Below are 22,744 nucleotides of genomic sequence, written 5' to 3'. Positions count from 1 at the left end.
TCGAAGACCTTCTGTGCTATCGATGATACAGCATCCGACCGCATTCTTGGGTTCTATACAATCGCGCCTTCGGCAGTCGAGCGTGCAACTGTGCCTGATGCAATGACACGCGGTCTTGCCCGCCATGACGTGCCGGGCTTCAAGCTTGCACGACTGGCTACCGACCGCGCGGTCGCCGGGCAGGGACTGGGAGGCCAACTCCTAGCCGCCGCAGCGCTCCGCTGCCTCCGACTTGCAGGAGAGGGCGGGGGACTTCTATTGATCATCGATGCCAAAGGCGAGCGCGCCGCCAATTGGTACGCCTCCTTTGGAGCCGAGCCACTGAAGGACAAGCCCCTAACTCTCGTGATGCCGCTCATCACCTTCGCGGCCGATTTGCGGGCTAAAGGTCTTCTTTAATCCCCAGGATACCGTCACTTCTATGTTTCGCCATCGGACATCGCTCAGGGTGGTGCGCCTGGAAGTGACCGCATCGATCTCTCCTTGAGATATACTATGCGTCGTCCAATTCGATCCAGACTGGAGCATGGTCGCTGGTGTGATCCCATCCACGCGCAAACTTGTCGACGCCGCCGGTCTGCGATCGGCACATATCAGCTGTTCGCGAGAACAAGTAGCTGCAGTTACACGGAAATTCGGCGCGATCCTGTCGGTAATCGATGTGGTCGGCGGTTCGAGTCTTTTCAAGGCGTAGGTGCGCATTTCAGGCTGTCGTGAGAGCATCAATCAGCGCTCTGAGCGCGGGCGGCGTTTGTCTTCGGCTTGTGTGATAGAGATAAAACCCTGGGTAGGAAGGGCTCCAGTCCGTCAGCACCTGCATAAGGGTCCCTGCCGCGATCTCGTCCGCCACGTCATGCTCCATGATATATCCCAGCCCGACCCCGGCACGAACGGCAGCCGCCGGCAGATCAACATCATTGGCCACCAAAGGGCCGCTGGTACGGATCTTGATCTCCTTGCCATCTTTCTCGAACTCCCAGGGCAACAATCCGGCCGATGTCGTCAGCCGGTAGCCGATGCAGGCGTGGCGTTCGAGGTCATAGGGTGTCAGTGGAGGAGGGTAGCGGTCGAAATAGGAAGGCGTGCCGACCACCACCGTCCTCAAATCAGGTCCGACCTTCACCGCGACCATGTCCTTGGCGACGGCTTCTCCCAGTCGAATACCGGCATCGAAACCGGCTGCGACGATATCCGTCAATCCGTCTTCGATGTTTACCTCGACCCGCACATCCGGATTGGCGAGCAGGAAGGCCGGCAGTTTCGGCAGAAGAACCATTCGAGCAGCATAGGCAAACGTGGTGATCCTGACCGTGCCGGACGGGTTGTCGCGCCACTCCGCCAATGCTTCTAACCCATTCTCGATGTCGGCAAGGGCTGGGGTCAGCGATTGTAGCAGACGTTCGCCTGCCTCGGTCGGCGCCACGCTGCGCGTTGTACGTGCCAAAAGCCGAACGCCTAACCTCTCTTCCAGGCCGCGCATCGCATGGCTGAGCGCAGAGGGCGACATCCCGAGAATGGCGGAGGCACGGGTAAAGCTGCGCTCTCGCGCCACTGCGGCGAAGGCCATCAGGTCATTGAGTTCGTTTCGTACCATTGATGCACGTTGTTCACAAGTTCATGCCGCAATCAACGACTTATCCTTGGGAAGGCTTGGCGCTACATCCTGCGCATCACAATGACGGAGAATATCCATGGACCTCACCAGTTACCGCACGCTCGGCAAATCCGGCCTGATCGTCAGCCCGCTGGCACTCGGCACAATGACCTTCGGGGCAGAGCGCTGGGGGGCGGGTGACAAAACCTCGCGCGGTCTTTTCGACGCTTATGTCGATGCCGGCGGCAATTTCATCGATACCGCGGATGTCTATTCCGCCGGCCGCAGCGAGGAAATGCTCGGAGCTTTTATGGCCGACAGCGCTACGCGTAATCGGCTAGTGATCGCGACAAAATCCGGCTTTCCGCGCGGGCAGGGCACACCGTTATGGGGTGGTAACGGTGCCAAGAACATTCGCATGGGCATAGAGGGTTCCCTGAAGCGGCTGAAAACAGATTACATCGACATGTACTGGATGCATGTCTGGGACCGCACAACGCCTGCGGAAGAGGTTCTGCATACCCTGACCGATGCCGTCAGGGCCGGAAAAATCCTGCATTACGGCTTTTCGAATACGCCCGCCTGGTACGTAGCAAAGGTCGCGACACTCGCCGAAGCGCATGGCCTGCCCAGGCCGATCGGCCTGCAATATGCTTATTCGCTGATAGACCGTGGCATCGAGTTGGATCTCATTCCGGCTGGAGCAGAATTTGGTTTGGGGATGGTGCCATGGAGCCCGCTAGCGGCTGGTCTGCTGACGGGAAAATACGGTCGCGACAAGATCAGTGATGCGGGCCGTGCGACAGGTCTGCCCGACAAGGCTGGATCTGTGACCGAAGGCGAAAGCGATGGGCGCCTCAATGGGGACAATCCTTTCGGCGGCATGCTGTTCACCGAGCACAATTTCGATGTCGTCGATGTCCTCAAGGCAGTAGCGTCGGAAATCGGCCGTTCACCGGCGGAAGTAGCCTTGGCCTGGGTGGTGCAACGCCCCGGTGTCTCTTCTGTACTAATCGGTGCGAGCCGGGTCGACCAACTCTCTCAGAACGTTGCGTCCCTCGACGTAATCCTGGACGATGCGCACTTGCTGCGGCTCGAACAGGCAACCGCGCTTCCGCTCCTTAATCCGTATTTTATCTTCAATCTGCCGAGCAAGAGCCTTTTTGGTGGGTATCAGGTCCGAAGTTGGCAAGCAGTTTGAGCCACGTGGATCGCCTCAGGGACTTGTCCGATTGAAGTTCCCTGAGGCGAGCTTATCGACAGGATTCATAGGCGTTTTGCGTGAGGATGACTGTATTCTGAAACCTCGTGGCACGAATGCCGCAGTTTCAACCCCGCAGCACATCGATCAACGCATCCGACAGGAAATCGGCGACACGCCGCACGCGCGCACTGCTGCGCACCTCTTCGCTCATCACCAGCCACACAGGCAACGGCCGGAATTGCAGGCCTACATCTACTTGCTCGAGCTCACTGTGCCGGCTTGCCAGCAAAACCTGCGCGATACCAATTCCGCCACCTGCGAGTAGTAAGTGCCAGCCCACCATCTGATCATCGGACCGCAGCACGAAGTCATCGCGTGCCAACTTCACCTCATATGCCGCCAAACCCCGGATCAACACATCGCTGCGATCAAGGCCGATGAGGTCGTGGCTTTGGAGGTCGGCCACCGAAGTTACGCGGCCACGGCGATCGAAATAGCCCTTTGCGCCAAAAAGGCCCATGGGTGTGTCGCCGAGTTTGCGAGCAATCAACGCGTTCTGTGTCGGCTCGGCCATGCGGATCGCGATGTCGGCGTCGCGGCGAAGCAGGTTCTGGTTCGCGTCCGACGTAACGATCTCGATCTGGATATTGGGTTCCGCTTGCCGCAGAGTCGCGAGCAGCGCGGGCAGTATTAGATTTCCGACGATCACCGATGCCGTCACCCGCACCGTGCCAGACAATTGCTGTGAACGCCCTTGAGCCTTGAGGTTTAACGCCTCGGCCGCCGCTCCCATGGCGCGTGCATCTTCGATGAGGCCAAGAGCCGCCGCTGTCGGATCGAGGCCCTGCACGGAGCGGGTGAACAGGCTTATGCCGAGTTCGGCCTCCAACGAACATGTCGGCTCAGGGTAGGCTGGGTTGCCGCGATACTTTTTGCCGCCTTCGAAAGGGAGCCGCATTCGACGACAGCAAGGAAGGAGCGAACCAGGGTCCAGTCAAGGCTATTCATTTTTGGATCGATCCCATGCCAAAAATGGGCAATTTCGGACCAAAAATAATACGGCTAGCTTGAAAGCGTCAACAAGAGATCGCGGCCGCCGACAGGCCGGCCAACCGAGGAACAAGGCCAACCACCATGAGCACTCTTTTCACACAGACACAGTTCATCGAGACAGAAGGCGGCCGCGTCGCATTTGAAGATACTGGGGGCAACGGTTCGATTATTCTGGCGATCCCCGGCATGGGCGATCTGCGCTCGGAATATCGCTACCTGAACCCAATGATGCAGCAAGCCGGCTACCGCGTCATCACCATGGATGCCCGCGGCTACGGGGAGACCACGGCGAAGTGGAGCGATTACTCAGCGCGTGCCGTCGGTCGTGACGCCGTCGCAGTGCTGAAGAAGCTTGGCGCCGGTTCAGCCACCATCTTAGGCAATTCCTTTGCCGCAGGCTCTGCCTTATGGGCGGCACAGGATGCACCCGAACAGGTAAACGGCGTCGTACTCCTTGGGCCGATCGTTCGCGATCTCGAAGTGTCTTTCGTCCAGAAGCTGGCCTTGGGCATTGGTTTTGCCGGACCTTGGCGCGTCGGGTTCTGGACCATGTATTGGGACAGCTTGTTTCCGACTAAAAAGCCTGCGGACCATATTGAGGTCAAGGCGGCGATCACGAGAAACCTGCGGGAGCCGGCACGGATGGACGCCCTCCGCGCGATGATCAATCTTTCCAAGGCAGATACCGCGGCGATCCTAGAGAAGACCAAAGTGCCGGCCCTGATCGTCATGGGTACCAAGGACCCCGATTTCAAAGATGCCGCCGCCGAAGCCCATACGCTGGCCAGAAAACTCAATGCTGAGACCATGATCGTCGAAGGTGCCGGACATTATCCCCACACGGAAATGGCCGAACAGGTGACGCCGCGCATCCTGTCCTTCGTTCGGTCGCTGGCTGGCAGTGGCTCAAAGGCCACCTTGCGAGTGGTTGCGTAGGCCTCTTCGAGATCATGAACTAGAGCTGCGTTTCACCGTGGACCAGAAAATAAATCGCAATGCGTATCAAAGCGAGGAAGACTCGTAGGTTCTTGAAATACGGTTCGGCAAGAAATCAAAGGTTTGGCGCTGGTTACATATGTTCTATTGAACTCTGGACGGCTTGTTGAAACGGACGCTGCGATGAAAACAATCGGCATGCTGATTTTTGAAGGGGTCCAGTCCCTGGATGTTTCCGGACCGCTGGATGTCTTTGCCGAAGCCAATGCTTTTATCGAGCCTGATCAGCGCTACAAGATCATGACGATAGGCCCGTCGCATCGACATGTTACGGCGTCGAATGGTATGATCTTAGCCTCGAATCTCGACTATGAGCAGGCAGACAGTCCCCTCGATCTGTTTCTCGTCCCTGGTGGCCCATCCTTGCCCACCTCTGAGGCCCCGTCTGAAATTGTCGATTGCATTCAGCGCCTCGCACTGCTCAGCGATGTTTACGGCTCTGTGTGTACAGGTGCGTTCTTGCTGGGCGGGGCTGGGCTTCTTGATGGCCGAAAAGTCACGACGCACTGGCAGAATGCCAGGCAACTGGCTACCCGATATCCAGGTGCGGATGTTGACTATGACCGGATTTATCTGCGGGACGGTCCTTTGGTGACGTCGGCCGGGGTGACTGCGGGGATCGATCTGGGGTTGGCCTTGGTTCGCGAGGACCACGGACCGGCCATCTCTCTGGCCGTTGCCAAGCGGCTCGTCGTTGTTGCTCAGAGATTGGGAGGGCAGTCGCAGTTCAGCCCATACATCGAATTCTCCTTGGACGCCGGATCGCCAATTTCCGGGGTGACCACTTATGTGATGGAACACCTCGGTCGGAACCTGTCTGTTGCCGACCTCGCAGCCGCATGTGGGATGAGCGAACGCAACTTTGCCAGGGCGTTCGGCGCAAGCACCGGCTCCACACCGGCCCAGTTCGTTGAAAGTGCGCGCATCGATGCGGCGCGCGCTATGTTGGAGGGAACCAGCAAGCCTCTGAAGCTGATTGCGCACGAATGCGGATTCGGCAATCCCAAGCGCATGCGGGAGGTGTTTGTGAAACGTCTCGGAATCCTACCGACACAGTATCGGGATCAGCGCGACCGTCGGGCGCTTATGCTGTGGAATCCCAGGGGTCGTGTGCAAGGCGATCGAGTCCCAAACGTCGTCGACGTCGCGTTCCGAGATGTCATAGGCCGAAAGAAAGTCGCGCGCGGCATTGGCACCGTCAACTTCGAAACGTTCCGTGTCGCTGGCATACCGATCCATGATGCCCATGTCATGGAACATGGCGCCGATGTAAAGAAGCTCGGCATCGTAGTTGAGCTGCTTGCGTTCTCCTGTCAGGGCGCCAAACAGGAAGACGCGGCTGGAGTGATGGAAGAGAAGATCCGTCTCGGTGTCACGGACCAGCTCTGCTGCCGCTTTCGCCATCGCGCTATCAGGGACCTTGATGCCAGCGACGACCTTCGTTTCGTTAGTCATTGGAAAACCTCATGATTTAAAGGTAAGCGGCACACCTGCGCCGATGCGGTCGATCTCGCCGCAGGTCTCATCTTCCTCCTGTTTGCAGTATTCGATCAATTCGCTTCAGGGGCCAGATCCTGCCAACAAGGGGCGGAAATCTGCCATTGCGCTTCCCCGATCAAGCCTGGCCGGGGCCGCATCGTCGGTCGTGCCTTCACGCTTCGGTTTGTTCCTGCACGCAAAGACCTGGCGACACCGGAATCCTGGTCCTCTCCCAAGTCCACGCGCGCGGCCATCGAAGCCATGCCCGACGGTTGCATTGCGGTCGTCGACGCGATGGGCATCAAGGATGCCGGCATTTCGGCGACATTCTCTGCGCGCGTATGGCGAAAAGGAACGTCGCCGCGCTAGTCACGGATGGCGTGGTGCGCGATCTTGACGGAGTGCTGGGGACAAACCTGCCGGTGTGGTGCTCTGGCGCGGCCGCTCCGTCCGTCGCCGGCTTGACATTCGTCGATTGGGACCAGCCCGTGGGCTGCGGTGGTGTTGCCGTATTCTCTAACGACGTCATCATCATCGACAACGATGGTGCTGTTGTCATCCCGGAAGCCATGATTGATGAATTCTCGAAGCCGCCACGGAGCAGGAGCGCCTGGAGGGCTGGATCATGCAAGAAGTCAACAATGGCGCAGCGCTGTCCGGCCTGTACCCTGCCAACGCCGAAAACAAGGCGCGCTACGAAGAGTGGAAGGCGAACAACGCCTGATAAACGGTCGTAGAGACGCCTGGGTCCGCGCTCGGCTCTGGCGCTTCTGAAAACATCAGGAAACTCGCAGAATGGAAATCCTGCTAATCGGTGTAGCCGTCACCGCCCTTCTTTTACTTCGCTGTGTCGACGCAAGTTTGGTGAACTACCGACGCCGAAACTGGCGTCACGTCGAGGGCAGGTTCTAGCCACTCGATATGTTGCATGTGGTGAAAACGTCTATCCGACTGCTGTCGTCTCATATTTGCTCGCGAGTGGCGATTCCATAGAGAAGTTGGTGCGGCTCGCGGGCGTCGATCTCGGAGGTATCGAAGCAGGGAGCTCAAGAAAGAATGGGGGACGGTTCTGACACACACAGATGTGGGATATTTGACAAACTTTGCCAAAATCGAATATGATCCCTTCAAGTGGAGGTTTCCGATGGCGACAATGAACGTATCTCTTCCAGACCCGATGAAGGATTGGGTGGAGGCGCAGGCCAGAACTGGGCGATATTCGAACGCTAGCGACTACGTACGCGACCTGATCAGACGCGACCAGACACGAAACGACAAGATTGCCGCCATGCAAAGTTTCGTCGAGGCCGGGCTCCAAAGTGGCGTTGGCATTCGATCAAAGGATGAACTCTTCGCTGAGGCGATGGCTCGTGCCAGCGAGTCATGAGTTTTAAGCTTTCTGTCGAGGCGGAAGAAGACATCATTGCGATCGCCGAGCAGGGTGCCCGTATGTTCGGAGTAGATCAAGCAAAACGCTACCACGATGAACTTTTCGTATTATTTGATCTGATAGCTGCTAACCCACGCATCGCACGCGAACGGAATGAGATCGAACCGCCCGTCAGAATTCATCCCTTCAAAGCACATCTCATCGTCTATCGGGTTGAAGAAGATGAGAAAATTTTCGTAGTACGAATTCGCCACGGGCATGAAGATTGGGCAAGTATTTCAATGTAGCGCCACGGATGGAGCTGTGGGGTTTTGTGTGCCTTAGGTTCGAATTGGTCCAAGGCGAAGACGCCGAAAAGGTATTTTCTTGAGCCATATGTGGCTCGCGCGTAACGACCGTTTTGCGCCTCTCTTTCGGACGTAACGGCCGTCCCCTAAATATCAGAAAGCGGACATGCCTCCATCGCAGTGCCATGTCGCCTGTGCGCAAATAGCCGTCATGACAGTCTTGGTAACTTGGCGCCCACTACTTCGTGAAACGCGCGCTTTCTTGTGGTGTGGCGATTCCGCATGTGAGTGTCAGCTCCAACGTTAACCCGCAAGCCTCGACCATTCGTCTCGAAGGCACGTTACTCGCCGAGACCAATTCGTAAATATGGCTTGCCCCTAGCTCCTTAAGCACTCGCTCAATCATTAGGGCGTTGACTAACTTGCCGAGGCCTCTCCCACGATGAGTTTCGGCTACTGCAACCAAACCGCCCCATGCATATCCTCTGTAGGGACTGAAAGCGTTGTGGGGCATGTAACCGTGTGCGGTAGCCACAACTCCGGCCTCGTCGCCGATGATGATCGTCACCGTACGGCCAATCTTTCCCGTTAACATCGATCCGGAAAAGGGGACAAGTCCGGCGCTCGCCATCATGGCCTGCGTGTCCTTGATTTGCTGGTTCTCCGGATCGTCCGTGATCGTCCACAGGGAAAGACCGCTCGGTAGCGGCTCGCTCGCGATCTTGCAGGACGCGAGCAACGCCGCATCGCGTTCGGCAAGAAATACCTCCCAGGTGTCGAACCTGCAGCCGCGTGAAAGAGTTCGGAACTGATCTCAGGCACATCGGCGGTGTCCACTAGTCTGAAGCCACAAACTCCGTCTCGCTCGACGATTTCGCCAATTCTATCCCATCCAAATTGCTTGGGATCGTCACACCCCATGGTACGTCCTGCCTGGCACGCTCCAGGAGTGTGGGCGATGAACTCCGCACTTTCCTCGGCCTGAGCTTGCAGCCGCTGTTGAATGTCGGTTCCGAAATATCCCGCCATGTGCGCCTCCATGTTGCTCCGACGCTAGCATCGTTTGAACGACCGGCCAAAGTCGGGGATCGTTGTCGGTCGTGGCTCAAAAGCGTCGACATGTTCTTGCTCAACGCGCTGAGAACAAGTGATTGAAAGCACTACCTAGACCCCTGCCGAGTGGATGATACTATTACGATGCGACATATTGGCTGAGCGATCAATGGGCAGCACGGCATGCGATCTGATCATCATCGGCGGCGGACTAGCAGGGGCATCGCTGGGTCGAGGGATGGCGCGCTTCCCCGTTGCCTCGGTTCCTTGAAGTCCCCGTTCGCATCTCTACTGCAATGCGATGGTCGCTTCACGGCGCGCACGTGCTCATGCAAGTTCGGACGGCCGCGCTGAACGGCGAACTTCGCGATCGCTTGAGGGCACCGGTTTCGACAGCCAGAACCGAACGTGCCTTCGATCTTCAAACCCAAGCCACCCCTCTTGCGCGCCGCCTGACCCCGGAGAAGTTACCGGTCTCAAGCAAAGTGTGACTGCATCGAAGAAAAGCCTGTCATCCACGACTAGGGCTATCGTCGGGACCTCGCTCACCGGAGCAAAGGGCGCCACGCTGAAAGATCAGAAAGCGATCGACGATACCGCGGCCGGAATCTGTGCGGTGGGTGTGTGGACCCCTTCCGAATGTAGAGCGCATGGGAGTTCCCGATAGTCGGCGAAGCAGGCGTTAAAGCCTCCCACCCTCATCTGAAAACAATGAAGCAAACAAATGGGCTTTTTCCTCCTGTTGAACCGGTCTATCATCGCCATCTGCCTTGCGCGGGGAGCGACGTGGAAGATTCTGTAAAAGTGGTGAAGTTGGGCGACGGTTGGGCAGTCTACGTGCTTGACGGTGGGGTCGTGACCAGCCAAAGCTTCAAATTCGAGGCCTATGCGACTGCTTGGGCTGATGGTCAACGTTCACGGCTCAAACTGCCCCCGTTTGACCGACGCCCTTGAATGTGATTTTCCACCGTCGCATTATACAGGTCTCACCTATGGGTCAGGACGGCGCACGGTTATAAATTCCGCGCAAAGAAAAAGGCCGGACGTGCCGGCCTCGTTCTCGATAAAGCGAAATTTTACTGGTTATTCTCGCCGCAAGCCACGCCCTGCGGAGTAGCGTCGCTCTTGCCCGCCTGGGTCTGGAGAGCGCCCTTGGTATTGGAGCCGTCCTTGCAGTCGGTTGAGTTGGTCTTGGTCGTGCTGTTGGTCATCGTACCATCGGTGGACATCGGCTTCATCGTCTTGGTGCCAGTGCTGTCCACGTCGCCATTGGCGCCGCCGCCGGCATCTTCATTGGCGTTCTTGTCGGTCGCCATATTGTTCGGAACCGGGTTGGACTGAGCATACGACATCGAAGTTGCCATGCCGAGAGCGAGAAGCGATGCGGCTACGAGTTTCATTTTCATTTAATGTTTCCTCCTTCAGGAATTGTCACCGGATGGCAACACGGGGAGAGAACAAGTGCTGAACCTTGATGTTCCGGCCGACTGGATCACTAAAGGTTGACGGAACTCTCGACTCATCTCGATGTTGTTGAGCGGCGTAAGCCTTCCTTCCTTCGGCTTTAACGCCATGCGGAACGCGCTTGGCATGAGCGCGTTCCGTCAAGCTTTGGATAAAAGCTCGGCCAAGACCATTTGCATCTGGAGTTTTATCCGCTACCCTTCATCTAGACAGTTGGTGACATCTGTTTAGAGGTCATTGTCCGCTCTCCAAAGCCGCGTTGATGACCTCGCCAAATTTACAAATACGATGAGTGTCACTGCCATCGTATCGAGCCGCCTCACGTTCCTAAGGCTTTCCTGAGCCTCATTCGCGTGAGGCGGCTTTTTCCCTTCCATCAACGAATAACCCTCACGGCTGTCAACCGTAAGGGTTCTCTTGCTGCGATTGAGGCACAGCGTGGCATCACAAGTGGGCACGTCGGAACCGCGTCCACTAACGGAAAAGGCCCGGTAACGCTGCTACCGGGCCTTCGCGCCGAAAGTGGCGGCGTTGCGGGTGTATCAATTCCCGCTCTGCTCTCTCGTCCCTTTTGGTTTGGCTTCCAGAAGGGCCATGCGTATCAAATATTCGATCAATGGGTTCCCGTCAGACCGGGCAAGCTTGGCGCAAACGGTAAGATGATCAACAAGAAGTGGCTTGGTCATTTGCTCCTCCGGCGCGTCCTCCAACGCGAATGAGTGTCGTCTAATATATCTTGATCGAAGCTTAACGAGCGGGAGCCAATTTTTGCCCCGGATGGTCTCCTTCTGCGCCCCCCGCAACGTTATCGTTTCTCTGTTTTGTCGCCATCTGGAAGGGCTGGGACTATCACGGTTGCCCACGCCGAACGGTATCCTCTCAGCCAAGCGGAGTGCAGATCTAGGCGGTCGGCGTATGGGTTTGAAGACGCAAGACCCCCAGACCTTGCAAGGTCACGCCCCTGTTGCTCGGCCTCTTCAACTTCTCTCAGTAAGCACATTTTGGCACCCTCATTACCAACGGTATTTCCAAGTAATTCCGGGTGGCCGAATTTCAATGCCTTACTCCACGGCCGTTCATAAATTGTGGTCAACCGAACACTCCAAGCCGCTCACCCGGGCGGCTTTTCTTAAGGATTGGCAATCGAGCATAGCATGGCATCGAAAAGGCAAGGGCAGGGATGGCAGGCAGTCTGGAAATGAGCAACAACGGAAACGGTTTCGATCCTATGGCTCCTGGGCTCGCCTATCGGAGCGCGTCGAGAACAAGGGCAAGGATCTCCCCGATCTTCGCTCAAACATGAACACGGGCTTCCAGCGGCTCAACGCCGCGACCAAAACGCTCTCCAACGAGGTCCGCGGCGGCTCGAAGACCCAGTGGCCTATCATCATCGGCTTCAGCTCGGTGACGATCACGATCCATCCTTGCAGGCCTGGGGTATCTTGCGCTGCAGCCAATTAAGGACAACCTTACGCAGATCCGGGAAGACGCGAAGGTTCAAACCGCTAGCACCTCGACGGCTATTGCAACACTGGTCGATAAGATGGTCAGCAAGGACGAGATGCAGTAGCGGACCCAGCGCGGTGTGGAAGACAGGCAGCGAACGCACGGCGCTTTCAACGACCTCCGAGACGCCCAGGTGCCACGAGCAGAACTCGATCACGTCTTCGCGGCATATGATCAGCGGTTCCTCGACCAACAGCGACAGCTCAGCGACATGAAGGAATCGCAGGGCAGCGTGTGCGGCGCCAAGGACGTCATCATGGATCTGAAGACGGACCAGCAGCGGCTTGAACGAGAGCTGTCCGACACGAAGACAAGGGCGGGCGGACAAGCCATAGCTTGTGGGCGATCAATGCATTCTACGAGGTCGAGGCAACATTCCTGCAGCCTTGTCGGCAACGATTTTAAGCGTCTCCCAATCCGGCAGATCCTTCTCGGCAACACGCTCCTGCGTGGCAGTTAAGAGCCATGCGGCGGCTTCGACGCTTTCCGCTTCCTTGCACTCGTTGAAGCGCTCAAGACAGGCAGTGATTCTTGGTCTCGCAGATCCGTCAGCCCAGGGGATCGAGGCGGCCAGAGAACGAGCCTCCGAGTAGGCGTCGGCTATTTGCTGCTTTTCTCGTTCATTGCTTTCAGTGATGACACCCAATGTGAAAATCAGTGTTTTCATCAAGTGGCGGCTTTCATCAGATTGATCAGGCAAGGTGGCCTCCAACGTATCGACGGGGAACCTAGCTCATACCGCGATTAGATTGCAATTTTTGAATGTATTTTTCCAGTATCGACATGAAGAGGCTAGCGGCGCCTCCGAGTGCGGATGGCGCCGCTCGTGAGCATTACCAGCGGCAGATACGCTTCTTGGAGTAGACCCAGCGGTGATGGTGCCGGTACCGAACGGTCTTGACGCGGCATCGCGGGCCATGACGATAGTAGTGTCGGCCGTGGCGCCAATCCCGGCGGTCATGATGGCGATCCCATGACCGGCCATGATGACTGTCTCCGACCGTCACTGTTACGCTATCCGCGAGACTGGGAGTGGCCGATGAGAATATAGAAGCCAGGCCGATCATGCCTGCGATGATAATAGCTTTCATTCGAGTTACTCCAAACAGGTGATAACGCGCTCAAAACGCCGGCCACTGAACGCGGTTCCATGCCTAGGACTTTGGTCTGATGCCGTTGCCAAAGAAAAACCCGGCTCAGAGCGGGGCAAGGGGGTGCTGTGGAGTATGATGTCCGGGAAATTGACATCGGTAGCGTAACTCGGAAGGCCGCATACCGGTTCCGCGCTAGTGTCTTCGCGCGGACAGGTCGTAGGCTGCCGAGGGAATTGGGCCTCATGAAATCTCCGGTGTTGCAGCCGCGGTTTCGTCAATGAGAAATGCGGCGTCAAAAAGCCGATAGGATCAAGGGAATTAATCTTCCAGGATTCCCTCCCAAGCCCTCAACGCCAAAAGCGGTGTTCAAGAGCCCGGCGCGAACGAGAAGTCTTGCGCAGCAGGGATGCCAGGGCACGTCGCGTTTGAGAAGGGCTCGCCATACGCAGGCGAGCCTTCAAGCAACAAGGTGGCGCCAAGACGCATCACCGGGCGGGAATTAATCAAAACTGATGATGTTAGCCACGTGACACGAGCGTGACGGGAAAAGAAAAGCCCCAGCGTGCGGCCGGGGGCAAGGTGGGGAAGTGAGAGTGCGAGCGATGAACGTGCTGTCGTTTCGCACTTAACTGGGTTCTTCCTCAATTTCTGTGATTCAGCGGCATCATTCTCGCCCTCATCAGTTCCGGGCCGGCGCGACCGTACACTGCTCGCTTCAGTACTTGAGGCGGTTGATCAGACCTTCGGCTTGACCGTAGCTCTAGGGAGTTCGATTGCATTTCTTACGGCATCGCGCCGACCCTCGATGGCTTGGCTGCTGGCACGATCGGCTTGCCCTTACCGGCCACTGTAGGTGCCAAGATGCTCGGCCGCAATCAAGAGGAAGGCGCGCGCTAGCCGGGACGCCGTCCTGCTAACCGTCGCCGGCGACGATTCCGGACCGGCTGGAAAGCTGTTTCGGGCGACACGAATGTTGACGCGCCGATCCGGACCGGTCACCACCTCATTCGTCAAAGATACCGCCGACCTTTCTGGGCTCGGTCGGACGACGGACTTGCCTCAGTTCCCGATATCGTCGATTCTGCCATTCAGTCCGGGCGAGCAATACCCTTCGCGGTGGCGGACCTTATTACGGCGATCTCTGCCGTTCGCCCGGATACCGAGGTGCTGGCGCTTGGGCTGGCCGAGGCCGTTCTGGCGCACCTGGGGCCACACAGCTGTTCGAGCGTCTCGAAAGTTTCGAGGCGGTGCGGGAGCTTTCCGGCCGCACCTCCTTCCGGATGGTTGGGTTGTAACAATGGCGGAAGTCAGCACACGCAGTCCGGCTCCAGGAGCGCCATACACTTTTGCAACGACGAAGCATTTTCTATCAGCCTTTGGCTTCGATACCTTGCGTGATCTTCCTGATATCGAGGCACTCGAAGACGATGGATTGCTGAGCAGAACCATCCCCTATGGCGACGACATTTCCGTCGCGGCCGAGGAATTCTTCGATGGTGAAGAAGATGCGAGCGTCGATTTCTCGGTGCTGCGACCAACTGAAGGAGATTGGAGCCTAGAATTCGGACCATCTGTTTTGTCCTCACGGACGAGACCTCCGTGAGGCATTCTCAAGAAATCAGAGCCAGTCCTACGCCGCCAACCGCAGCCACAACGACAACGAGCCACGGCGGAAGCTTCCACGACATCAGAAGTACCCAGCACAAGAGGGCCAGCGTGAAATCACGCATGTTGCCGATGGCGCTTGTGAATACTGGCGAATAGAGGGCAGCGCCGAGGATGCCGACAACCGCAGCATTTGCTCCCTGCATAAGCGACTGCGCTGTCGCCAACGAGCGAAACCGGTCCCAAAAGGGCAGTACGCCGACGAGAATCAGAAATCCTGGCAGGAAGACGGAGAGCAGTGCGATTACTGCGCCAACTATGCCATTCGGCTGCGTTCCAAGTACAGTGCCGAGGTAGGCCGCAAAGGTGAACAGCGGCCCAGGGACCGCCTGTGCGGCACCATAGCCTGCCAGGAATGCATCGGGGGATACCCACCCAGGTTGCACGACTTCGGCCTCGAGAAGAGGCAAGACTACATGGCCACCGCCGAACACGAGTGAACCAGCGCGGTAGAAGCTATCAGCGACAGCGAATGCTTGGCCGTATTTCGCGAGCAGAGGCAGAATCACAAGCAGTCCGAAAAAAGCGACGAGTGCCGCAGCCGCACCCCGTCGGGACACCGGCATTGTGACATGGCCACTCACTGGTGTGCCAGTGCCGCGGCTAAGTGCCAGCCCCGCGCCTGCGCCAATCAGGATCGCACTCACCATGCCGAAGGCTCCCGGCATGAATGCGAGCACCGCCACGGCCGCGACCGCAATTGCCGCTCGTTCTTTATCCGGACAGAGGTTCTTCGCCATCCCCCAGACGGCCTGCGCCACGATGGCGACTGCGACGATCTTCAGGCCATGCAGCGCGCCCGTGCCGACCGGCCCCGAAATGCTTGCAGCAGACATGGCAAACACCAACAGGATCAGCGCGGATGGCAAGGTGAAGGCCGTAAAGGCCGCCAGTGCCCCTAGCCAGCCCGCGCGCATCATGCCTAAAGCAAAACCCGCCTGACTGGATGCTGGACCCGGCAAGAATTGGCAAAGGGCGACCAGATCGGCATAGGCGTGATCGGAAAGCCAAGCGCGTCGGTGCACGAGTTCTTCCCGGAAGTACCCGAGATGAGTAATCGGTCCGCCGAATGATAAGAGGCCGAGCTTCAGGAACGTGAGAAAGACTTCTGCGGGCGTGCCGGCAGGCGTTTGAGTCTGGGCCGTGCTCGTGCTGTCTGTCATTCTGCTCCTGCCTCGCCCTTGAGTTCTTTCAGTTGGATCCTGACAACCGCCGGGCCTTCATTTGCCAGTCTCGCGATCGTCAGAAACGCCAGAATTGCAAGTGCGCCGAGCCCCGTTGTGATCGCGAGCGACGAGGTTGCGCCTATATTGGCCATGGCAAACGCCAGGGCGAACGGTGCGGTCGCAGAGACTATGAGCCTCGCCGCCATAACCTTACCCTGAAATCTGCCATAGCCCTCGCTGCCAAACAGCGTCAGCGGCAGGGTGCCGGTGACGATGCTGAACAGGCCGTTGCCCAGACCGAAGACGATCGCAAAAGCCATCGCTCCGGTCACAGATGGCGCCGTGAGGATCAAGATCAGCACGCCACCCGGAATGAGCGCCGCGGCGATCGTTGCCAAAGCCAGTGGCGGCAGATTGCCGCCGAGCACCATGTTCGTGAACCGGCTCAAAACCTGCGACGGGCCGAACAGTGTGCCGACTTTTGTAGCCGTGGCGCCCAGACCGAGGCCCGACAATAGCGGCACCATATGGACCAACACTGCCGCGCTAACGAGCGACTGCAACGAGAAACCGGCGACCATCAGAATAAACCCAAGGCGTCTGACGTTCGGACGCAAAGCCCCGTCAACGACGCTTACCGATCCGCTCTGTTCCTGTCGGCGGCCTTTGGCAAGCCCATGGGAAAGCCAGGCATGGAGAGGCAGGCAGATCAGGAGATTGAGTCCGGCGAACACGAGATAGATGTTTTGCCAGGAGAGATGGGCATGCAGCGTCGTGGTGATGGGCCAGAAGAATGTTGAAGCAAATCCGGCGATCAAGGTCAGATAAGTTATGCTGCGTTGGGCGGTCTGCGGCCGGATCTGGACAAGCAGCGCGAAGGCTGTGCCGTACTGTACCAGGTTTGCGGCGATCTCGATCACGATCAACGCCGCAAGGAAGGCAATCTTGCCGGGCGCGAGAGCGTAGGCGATAAGGGCCGAAGCGGCAATTGCGGAACCAGCCGTCATCACGCGGCCCGCGCCGAAGTGGTCTATCGCCCTGCCCAGCCACGGCGCGCTCAGTCCGCCCAGGAGAAGTGCCGCCGAAAGCGCACCGAATATCCATTCCGCCGACCAGTTCAGATCCCGTGCCATGTCTGGCGCGAGAATGCTGAAGCTGTAGTAAAGCGTCCCGTAGCCGATGATCTGCGTGAGGCCCAAAGCGAGGATGGCGGCAATCGGCGGACGTTCCATCATATGGATTTCAGGCCCACGCGTTGTTCGAGTTTTTCAGCCTCTTCCTTCCGCTCGCTGTAGCGATTGGTGAGATAGGAAGACGCATCCCGTGTCAGAAGGGTGAACTTCACCAGTTCCTCGCAGACATCGACGACGCGATCGTAGTAGGAAGATGGCTTCATTCGCCCGTCCGCGTCGAACTCCTGGAACGCTGTAGCTGCCGGGCGGCAGCCACCTCCACTATCGAGCGCATGTCGGAGGAAGACGAAACGCGAGCGCTCTGTGGCCGCCTTACCGGGCTTCGGTAATAAATCGATCCCGCCTGCAGTTCGTTCTTGGGTCCGCCGTCTCGTTTGCATATGACCGGGATCTCGCGAAACGGCGATACAACGATGACAACGTAGTTCAGTCCATGTCGATCAGCCGTTACGGACGTTGTGAACTCGACGAATGGGTCGGCGAACGGAGTCACTTGATCACGCATGATATCAGGATTGTAGGTTGCGATCTGGGCATCGGTCATGCCCTGACGAACGTAGGTTTCGTCCTCGATACCGATAACGATACGGCCGCCGTCTTGCAGGTTCGCCATCGCAAGAATGTCTTTTATCAGCCCGGTGCTCCAAGGCATGGCCGCCTTGAATTCTAGGACATCCGTCTCTTCTGCACCTTCCAGCAAAGAGTCGATGTCAACGACGGCCATAAGTTACTTTCATCTTGGTGATAACGACGGAATAGCGAAGATTTTTGCAACCCACAGGTAGAATGTCAACTTGGTTGACTTCTTTGGTTTCTTTGGCAAGTTGCGCCTTCCCCCGCCAACGTAGATGCGCCGAATGGGAATTGATGACATGAGATTCGTCGTTTGTGTAGTTTGGCTGTTGTTTCAAATGGCTCCCGCACACGCAAAACAGGAAGCAGTGTGGGTCGAGAAGGTCGCTATCATGGCCGTCGGACAGGGCGTTTGCGGCATACCTCTCGCCGACGGCGAGGCCATGCAAGTGGCGATAGGCTCGGCGATGATTTCCCAAGCGATCAGTAAGGATGACGTAATCGCTCGCGCGAAGAAGCGCGCGCATTTCATTGCCGCCGATCTCACGAAGCGCAGGACGCAAAACACATTCTGCCAAGCGTTCCGCCTTTATTTAGACAAAGGATATCCGCGGTAAGCGCCCGGAGGTTTTAGTGATGACGACCTGTCGAGGTATTCGTTTGAATTCACCAACGCGAGTTCGGTGTCCAAGATTGTGAAGTATTTCGCGGATTTGCGAGCCGCGACGTCAACCTTACCGAGCCGGTGACTGGCGTCGCGGAGGACCGTGCAAACCGCGTAGTCGGCGGCATCTCTGGCGTCGCCGTATAACTTATCTCGTTGAAATCGTCGGTGACGTCTCGGATGATCGCTTGATAAGCAAGGCTCAATTTGGACTGAAATAGCGGCTGAATGACGGTTACTGAACAGCAAAGTTCAACGATCGCATCAAGCGGCAGCTTGTCGATCGGCAGCAGGCTCGACTCCGTCTTCGCCGACACACAAGGCGGGATGTTGATTAACCGGAGAGACGACGCGCGTGACTTGGCTCATCGCCTTTCTGTGCCCGCCACACAGAAAGGCGCTACTACCTTATCAAGCCAAGCCTGACTGCCGTCGCCACGGCTTGCGTCCTCGTGACAGCCTCTAGTTTCTGCATTGCCGTCTTGAGATGGCTGTTCACCGTGTGGAATGATAGGTCAAGTATCAGTGCGGTCTCGTCGGTGCTTTTGCCTGCTGCGGACCAGGACAGGCACTCTGTTTCTCGCATCGTCAGCAGTCTAAGGTTTTCGGATGTCCTCCCGTACCTGTCGAATGCCTCCATCAATTGCAGTACGAGGGAGGGCAGTTTGCTTCCGTCGACCGGATTGTGGCCGGACAAAATGAGCGCATGATGCTGGCGCTTGGCGTCGTAAAGCGAAATCGCGACGGTGTCCTTAAAACGCTCGCAGACATACACGCTTACAAGCTCGCAGAGGCTATCGTTGGATGAGAAAGGCGAGTGATCCAAGAGCAAAGGCATGATGCTTGCCTTGAGGTTGTCGATCAAACGCTCATCGAGGAGCAAGTTGCCGTTTTCGTTCAACCTAAGCAGGTCATGCGGCCAATTGGTCGCGATGATGTTTTCGTTGAGCTGCGGCCGATCGATCGTCGGAAAGTCACATATCATGTAAAAGGATAGATCGTATTTGCGAATGACCGTCTCAACATCATCCGAAAATACAAGCAAACGAGAGTCGCCCCTCGACCGTCCTACACCGACCGAGAATCTCTGATGCATTATGTATTTCCCCATTATCGAAATTGGTGAACCAGCCCATGAAGGCTGACCGCCCGGCTGCCTATTTCTCCCGTTTAGAGAGGCCCGACACGGTTATCTTGTACGTTGCAACTGCGGCGCTACAGGCGGGCCTTCGTCGTTGGCACAACCACGTGCGCGAGCGCGAGGCGCTTAGCACCTCGTGTGCGCCACGCGGCGGGTCAATGGACGCCTCGGCGACCCAATTCGACAATGTCCGCGACCCAATCCGGGCTAAGGGTTTATCGGGGTCTCACCTAAGAAAGCGGGTGATGAAGAGCCCATAACCCGAGAGTAATTGAGGTCATCATGTATCTACACAAATTTATGACAGCCGTTTTGGTCGTAGTGGCTATTCAAGGCGTCAACGCAGCCAGTGCGGGCAGCATCCAGCCAAATTCGGCTGTAGCGATCGAGAGAACGCTTCGAACATTTAGTGGTCAGTTCCAGGTGGAATATATTCACAATCGCCTAACTCTGAACGATAAAACAGACGGTCCACTCGGTATTCCGGACCGCCCGCCCGAAGAGGTTGCGCGTTTGCGATCGTCAATCCATGACAACAATGCCCTTCTGGATAGGCTGAAACGCGAAGGTGTCGCTCTCCGAGATGTGGTCAATGCGTATCAATCTGCCGACGGTAGTTTGACATTCTATGTGCGCTGAGGCCTACCAAGGCTTCCTGATCAAGCCGATTGGGAGCTCACCTGAGCTCCCAAGGCCGCCGACACGCTGCTATGGCTCTCCACGATGAGCGACTTCCGACCTGATCTGGTCCACCAATAGTCAAAGAGGGCGGCGGCATTGCCACCGCCCTATTAGATCAGCCTGATGTTGAGGCACCGCAGTTTCCCGAGAAGCAAGGTCGGTTGCTTCACCCCTGCTCAGACGCCTTCATATACGAGCTCTGTGAACAGGCCGGGGGTGATAACGAACTGACCCCACTTCTTGTCGAAAGCCGCGGTCGGCTTCGCCGCAACGACCTCACCAACCGACATGCCCTGAGCCTTCAGTTTGGCGACGTTGTCACGTACCGCAACAAGCATGTCATGGAAGGCCGTGAGCTCAGCTTTGTTGCGCACGGGCGCGCCGTGACCAGGAACGACGATGGTCTTGTCGTCGATCATCCCCAGGCTCTTCTTGCAGGCGGCGATTTTGCCGTCGATGCTGCCGCCGGTCGAATAGTCGATGAACGGATAGATCCCATTCCAATAGGTATCGCCAGTATGCAGGATGTGTTGATCAACGAAATGCACACCGACGTCGCTGTCTGTGTGAGCCGCTTCGTAGCAGATCAGATGGAGCTTGCAGCCCTGCAGCTCGACCTTGTTATCTGATGAGAAGACTTCCGTCGGAATAGCGCCCGCCGGCGAGGGTGGGAAGGTGAAGTCCCAGTCTGCAACTCGCTGGGTTTCCATCAAGCGCTTCTTCGTGTTCGCGTGCGCCATGATCGTTGCGCCCTGGGCCTGTACCCACTCGTTGCCATCCGCGTGGTCGAAATGCCAGTGAGTGTTGATGAGGTTGGTGACGGGCTGCGTGCCAAGAGCGTTGAGCGCCTGGACGATCTTGGGGCGGGTCGCGGTGATCCCCGCGTCGATCATCACCTTGCCCTCTTTTCCAACAAACACAGCGATATTTCCGCCGGAACCTTCCAAAACGTAGACTCCACCGCGAAGCTTATGGGTTGCGATGTCAGCCTTTGCCGCGGCACCGCGGATCATTCCGACGAGCTGGTGCGCTTCTGCGTAGACTTCGCGCGGCGAGAGCCAGCCGCCTGCAAGGCCGACGGACGCGATGCCGATGCAGCAAAGGCAAAAGCCGCGGCGAGAGAGTTTAGGCGCGATAGTAGTTGTCATGGGATTCCTCCAGAAAATGGACCGGTCGCGAAAGACCAGGGGCGGTTGGATTGCCTGAAAAATCCTTAGAGGTCGGCACTAGGGTGATATTGTACTATTCGGTGCGCATTTCCGTCTCGAGGCGAATGACCCTACGATATGTCTGGCCGCCCAATATCGCGGCGAGGGGCTTTTCATCCCGAGGGAAAGCCAGGCTCGGACGGCCGATCCCGCACAGCGGTAAAGGATCGCTCTTTGCGGTCGGACAACCTCAAGGCCAATTCGTACAATCTATGCATTACAAGTTGGGCAACTGTCTCTCTGCAAACAAAGGAGATTCCAGTGAACAAAAAAGTAATCGCAATCGTCGCGGCCAGCCTGGTCTCGGCTGTGTACCCAGCCTCCGCGGCCCGCATCCAGGCCGGCACCCTGACATGCGACGTCTCTACAGGGATCGGAAAGATTCTGATCGCGCAACAGGATGTCGACTGCACGTTCAAGCCTACCACCGGTGCACCGGAGCGCTATCGGGGAACAATCGCGAAGTTTGGCCTGGAAATCGGTCAGATACGCGAAGCTTCCTTGGTATGGTTCGTTTATGGCGCTACGAGCCTCGGTGCCGGCGCACTGACGGGCGACTATGTCGGTATCGACGCCGACGCGACCATCGGCGTTGGTCTCGGCGCGAACGTGCTGGGCGGCGGCCAAGGTAAGTCGATCGCGTTGCAGCCGGTCTCCGTCCAGTCTGAGCAGGGCGTCAACGTTGCCGTGGGCACAGAAGAACTCAAACTTCAGGTCGTCTCGAAGTAAATCTGGTTCACCAAAAAAGGACCACGGTGCCAACGCTCCGTGGTCCTTTTTCGACTCCCGAAGCGTCTGCTTTCGTCGAACTCAACCCTATAGTATCGTGAATTAGGCACTTCGTGTGAAATGAAACCTAAAGCGCCTCCCCGGTGGCTTCCTGGACTATTCGGTGGACCATCTGCTGCATCTTCGCGACAATTTCGAGATCGGTCACCCGATACTTTGCCGCGAGATCGATCGGGTCTTGTACATCGACAAACGTCTCGCCCTTAGGCGTAGCCCTCACAAGCGCTTTCAAGGGAAGGTCGAGGCCAATTCGTTGGTCGGATTGGAGCAGTAGTGTACCGATCTTAGGGTTTCCGAAAATCAGCAGCTCGGTTGCTTCGAGGTCCAAGCCGACGCTGTTGGCGTCTGCTGTGAAGTTTACACGGCAGAAAACCCTCATTCCTCGGTCCAAGACCGCTCGCTCGAGCCTGTCCATTGTTTCTGAAGGGTCAAACTTGCTACGAACTGGGAACTGCTCCACTTTCTTCCTCATCAATTGGTCCATTGTTATCTTTCCAGCCTTTTCCGGTGTGTGTTCTGTGCGAGGGTGCCGCGCCAGTAAGGC

Annotated in this window: 25 protein-coding genes and 6 pseudogenes; 13 read left to right on the top strand and 18 right to left on the bottom strand. The window is 57.3% G+C overall.

The window, feature by feature from the left end:
• The coding region (locus AC1DJO_RS25615) for a GNAT family N-acetyltransferase (protein WP_477973557.1) at positions 1-399 on the top strand (399 nt) is incomplete at its 5' end.
• 304 nt (positions 400-703) lie between these two features.
• Here the strand turns inward: AC1DJO_RS25615 and AC1DJO_RS25610 are convergent.
• Entirely contained in the window at positions 704-1,594 is an 891-nt protein-coding gene (locus AC1DJO_RS25610; protein WP_112445656.1) for a LysR family transcriptional regulator, read from the bottom strand.
• A gap of 97 nt (positions 1,595-1,691) precedes the next feature.
• Here AC1DJO_RS25610 and AC1DJO_RS25605 point away from each other — a divergent pair, with 97 nt between their 5' ends.
• On the top strand, positions 1,692-2,795 hold the full coding sequence (locus AC1DJO_RS25605; RefSeq protein WP_112445654.1) for an aldo/keto reductase: 1,104 nt from the start codon (positions 1,692-1,694) through the stop codon (positions 2,793-2,795).
• 127 nt (positions 2,796-2,922) lie between these two features.
• On the opposite strand, the gene AC1DJO_RS25600 is transcribed toward AC1DJO_RS25605, so the two are convergent.
• Together AC1DJO_RS25600 and AC1DJO_RS25595 are read right to left on the bottom strand one after the other, a co-directional pair.
• The gene (locus tag AC1DJO_RS25600; protein ID WP_477973554.1) at positions 2,923-3,687 is read right to left on the bottom strand and encodes a LysR substrate-binding domain-containing protein; all 765 of its coding nucleotides are present in this window, start codon (positions 3,685-3,687) and stop codon (positions 2,923-2,925) included.
• On the bottom strand, positions 3,666-3,806 hold the full coding sequence (locus tag AC1DJO_RS25595; protein WP_477973552.1) for a LysR family transcriptional regulator: 141 nt from the start codon (positions 3,804-3,806) through the stop codon (positions 3,666-3,668). Before AC1DJO_RS25595 ends, AC1DJO_RS25600 begins: the two co-directional genes overlap by 22 nt.
• A gap of 126 nt (positions 3,807-3,932) precedes the next feature.
• Here AC1DJO_RS25595 and AC1DJO_RS25590 point away from each other — a divergent pair, with 126 nt between their 5' ends.
• Together AC1DJO_RS25590 and AC1DJO_RS25585 are read left to right on the top strand one after the other, a co-directional pair.
• Complete coding sequence (locus AC1DJO_RS25590; RefSeq protein WP_112389484.1) at positions 3,933-4,787, top strand: alpha/beta fold hydrolase; 855 nt, start codon at positions 3,933-3,935, stop codon at positions 4,785-4,787.
• Positions 4,788-4,970: 183 nt separating this feature from the next.
• Positions 4,971-5,852, top strand: a pseudogene (locus AC1DJO_RS25585) (GlxA family transcriptional regulator); the annotation flags it as partial.
• A 57-nt stretch (positions 5,853-5,909) separates the two neighbouring features.
• On the opposite strand, the pseudogene AC1DJO_RS25580 reads toward AC1DJO_RS25585, so the two are convergent.
• Positions 5,910-6,302 (bottom strand): annotated as a pseudogene (locus AC1DJO_RS25580) (HD domain-containing protein); the annotation flags it as partial.
• 150 nt (positions 6,303-6,452) lie between these two features.
• On the opposite strand from AC1DJO_RS25580, the pseudogene AC1DJO_RS25575 reads away from it, so the two are divergent.
• From AC1DJO_RS25575 to AC1DJO_RS25565, 3 genes and pseudogenes are all read left to right on the top strand, one after another.
• A pseudogene (locus AC1DJO_RS25575) lies at positions 6,453-7,050 on the top strand (ribonuclease activity regulator RraA); the annotation flags it as partial.
• Between the two features lie 420 nt (positions 7,051-7,470).
• Positions 7,471-7,713 carry a type II toxin-antitoxin system ParD family antitoxin gene (locus AC1DJO_RS25570; protein WP_112389482.1) on the top strand — a complete coding sequence of 81 codons (243 nt, stop codon included), beginning with the start codon at positions 7,471-7,473 and terminating at the stop codon, positions 7,711-7,713.
• Positions 7,710-8,003 (top strand): type II toxin-antitoxin system RelE/ParE family toxin, encoded by a 294-nt coding sequence (locus tag AC1DJO_RS25565; RefSeq protein ID WP_112389481.1) that lies wholly within the window; start codon positions 7,710-7,712, stop codon positions 8,001-8,003. Before AC1DJO_RS25570 ends, AC1DJO_RS25565 begins: the two co-directional genes overlap by 4 nt.
• Before the next feature lie 238 nt (positions 8,004-8,241).
• On the opposite strand, the gene AC1DJO_RS25560 is transcribed toward AC1DJO_RS25565, so the two are convergent.
• Entirely contained in the window at positions 8,242-8,598 is a 357-nt protein-coding gene (locus tag AC1DJO_RS25560; protein ID WP_477973565.1) for an N-acetyltransferase family protein, read from the bottom strand.
• Between AC1DJO_RS25560 and AC1DJO_RS25555 the strand changes: the two genes are divergently transcribed.
• Positions 8,558-8,815, top strand: coding sequence for a hypothetical protein (locus AC1DJO_RS25555; RefSeq protein ID WP_477973569.1), 258 nt, complete (start codon positions 8,558-8,560; stop codon positions 8,813-8,815). The two genes, AC1DJO_RS25560 and AC1DJO_RS25555, sit on opposite strands and share 41 nt — an antisense overlap.
• Positions 8,816-10,132: 1,317 nt before the next feature.
• Here the strand turns inward: AC1DJO_RS25555 and AC1DJO_RS25550 are convergent.
• From AC1DJO_RS25550 to AC1DJO_RS25530, 5 genes are all read right to left on the bottom strand, one after another.
• Positions 10,133-10,462 carry a hypothetical protein gene (locus AC1DJO_RS25550; RefSeq protein WP_112445641.1) on the bottom strand — a complete coding sequence of 110 codons (330 nt, stop codon included), beginning with the start codon at positions 10,460-10,462 and terminating at the stop codon, positions 10,133-10,135.
• 600 nt (positions 10,463-11,062) lie between these two features.
• The gene (locus tag AC1DJO_RS25545) at positions 11,063-11,206 is read right to left on the bottom strand and encodes a hypothetical protein (RefSeq protein WP_162698809.1); all 144 of its coding nucleotides are present in this window, start codon (positions 11,204-11,206) and stop codon (positions 11,063-11,065) included.
• Between the two features lie 119 nt (positions 11,207-11,325).
• On the bottom strand, positions 11,326-11,520 hold the full coding sequence (locus AC1DJO_RS25540) for a ribosome modulation factor (protein WP_477831467.1): 195 nt from the start codon (positions 11,518-11,520) through the stop codon (positions 11,326-11,328).
• A 411-nt stretch (positions 11,521-11,931) separates the two neighbouring features.
• Entirely contained in the window at positions 11,932-12,354 is a 423-nt protein-coding gene (locus AC1DJO_RS25535) for a hypothetical protein (RefSeq protein WP_477973550.1), read from the bottom strand.
• 18 nt (positions 12,355-12,372) lie between these two features.
• Positions 12,373-12,726 (bottom strand): hypothetical protein, encoded by a 354-nt coding sequence (locus AC1DJO_RS25530; protein ID WP_148194294.1) that lies wholly within the window; start codon positions 12,724-12,726, stop codon positions 12,373-12,375.
• Positions 12,727-13,973: 1,247 nt separating this feature from the next.
• Between AC1DJO_RS25530 and AC1DJO_RS25525 the strand changes: the two are divergent.
• The 3 genes and pseudogenes from AC1DJO_RS25525 to AC1DJO_RS25515 form a co-directional block, all read left to right on the top strand.
• Positions 13,974-14,263, top strand: a pseudogene (locus AC1DJO_RS25525) (DUF1403 family protein); the annotation flags it as partial.
• 74 nt (positions 14,264-14,337) lie between these two features.
• The gene (locus tag AC1DJO_RS25520; protein ID WP_477973563.1) at positions 14,338-14,415 is read left to right on the top strand and encodes a DUF1403 family protein; all 78 of its coding nucleotides are present in this window, start codon (positions 14,338-14,340) and stop codon (positions 14,413-14,415) included.
• 20 nt (positions 14,416-14,435) lie between these two features.
• Positions 14,436-14,723 (top strand): annotated as a pseudogene (locus AC1DJO_RS25515) (hypothetical protein); the annotation flags it as partial.
• Positions 14,724-14,730: 7 nt separating this feature from the next.
• Here AC1DJO_RS25515 and chrA read toward each other — a convergent pair.
• From chrA to AC1DJO_RS25485, 6 genes and pseudogenes are all read right to left on the bottom strand, one after another.
• The gene (chrA, locus tag AC1DJO_RS25510; RefSeq protein ID WP_477973548.1) at positions 14,731-15,948 is read right to left on the bottom strand and encodes a chromate efflux transporter; all 1,218 of its coding nucleotides are present in this window, start codon (positions 15,946-15,948) and stop codon (positions 14,731-14,733) included.
• Positions 15,945-17,186 carry an arsenite efflux MFS transporter ArsK gene (gene arsK / locus AC1DJO_RS25505; RefSeq protein ID WP_112445638.1) on the bottom strand — a complete coding sequence of 414 codons (1,242 nt, stop codon included), beginning with the start codon at positions 17,184-17,186 and terminating at the stop codon, positions 15,945-15,947. Before arsK ends, chrA begins: the two co-directional genes overlap by 4 nt.
• Positions 17,183-17,383, bottom strand: a pseudogene (locus tag AC1DJO_RS25500) (arsenical resistance protein ArsH); the annotation flags it as partial. The pseudogene AC1DJO_RS25500 and the gene arsK, both read right to left, overlap by 4 nt.
• Positions 17,344-17,868 (bottom strand): AlbA family DNA-binding domain-containing protein, encoded by a 525-nt coding sequence (locus tag AC1DJO_RS25495; protein WP_477973545.1) that lies wholly within the window; start codon positions 17,866-17,868, stop codon positions 17,344-17,346. The gene AC1DJO_RS25495 and the pseudogene AC1DJO_RS25500, both read right to left, overlap by 40 nt.
• A complete protein-coding gene (locus AC1DJO_RS25490; RefSeq protein WP_148194297.1) occupies positions 17,855-18,295 on the bottom strand; it encodes a hypothetical protein in 441 nt (146 codons plus the stop codon). Before AC1DJO_RS25490 ends, AC1DJO_RS25495 begins: the two co-directional genes overlap by 14 nt.
• A gap of 489 nt (positions 18,296-18,784) precedes the next feature.
• Positions 18,785-19,477: a response regulator transcription factor gene (locus AC1DJO_RS25485; RefSeq protein WP_477973543.1), complete on the bottom strand. Its 693-nt coding sequence runs from the start codon at positions 19,475-19,477 to the stop codon at positions 18,785-18,787.
• A gap of 327 nt (positions 19,478-19,804) precedes the next feature.
• Between AC1DJO_RS25485 and AC1DJO_RS25480 the strand changes: the two genes are divergently transcribed.
• Positions 19,805-20,161, top strand: coding sequence for a hypothetical protein (locus AC1DJO_RS25480; RefSeq protein ID WP_477973541.1), 357 nt, complete (start codon positions 19,805-19,807; stop codon positions 20,159-20,161).
• Between the two features lie 218 nt (positions 20,162-20,379).
• Here AC1DJO_RS25480 and AC1DJO_RS25475 read toward each other — a convergent pair whose 3' ends face one another.
• Positions 20,380-21,351 carry an MBL fold metallo-hydrolase gene (locus tag AC1DJO_RS25475; RefSeq protein WP_477973539.1) on the bottom strand — a complete coding sequence of 324 codons (972 nt, stop codon included), beginning with the start codon at positions 21,349-21,351 and terminating at the stop codon, positions 20,380-20,382.
• Between the two features lie 321 nt (positions 21,352-21,672).
• Here AC1DJO_RS25475 and AC1DJO_RS25470 point away from each other — a divergent pair, with 321 nt between their 5' ends.
• Positions 21,673-22,140 (top strand): DUF992 domain-containing protein, encoded by a 468-nt coding sequence (locus AC1DJO_RS25470; protein ID WP_477973537.1) that lies wholly within the window; start codon positions 21,673-21,675, stop codon positions 22,138-22,140.
• Between the two features lie 127 nt (positions 22,141-22,267).
• On the opposite strand, the gene AC1DJO_RS25465 is transcribed toward AC1DJO_RS25470, so the two are convergent.
• Positions 22,268-22,684 (bottom strand): DUF302 domain-containing protein, encoded by a 417-nt coding sequence (locus AC1DJO_RS25465; RefSeq protein ID WP_112445602.1) that lies wholly within the window; start codon positions 22,682-22,684, stop codon positions 22,268-22,270.
• Positions 22,685-22,744: the final 60 nt, after the last annotated feature.

The sequence above is a fragment of the Rhizobium sp. 05N430 genome, from assembly GCF_056396985.1.
Note: the sequence above shows the minus strand (reverse complement) of the source record. Positions and strands in the feature narration are given on the sequence as shown.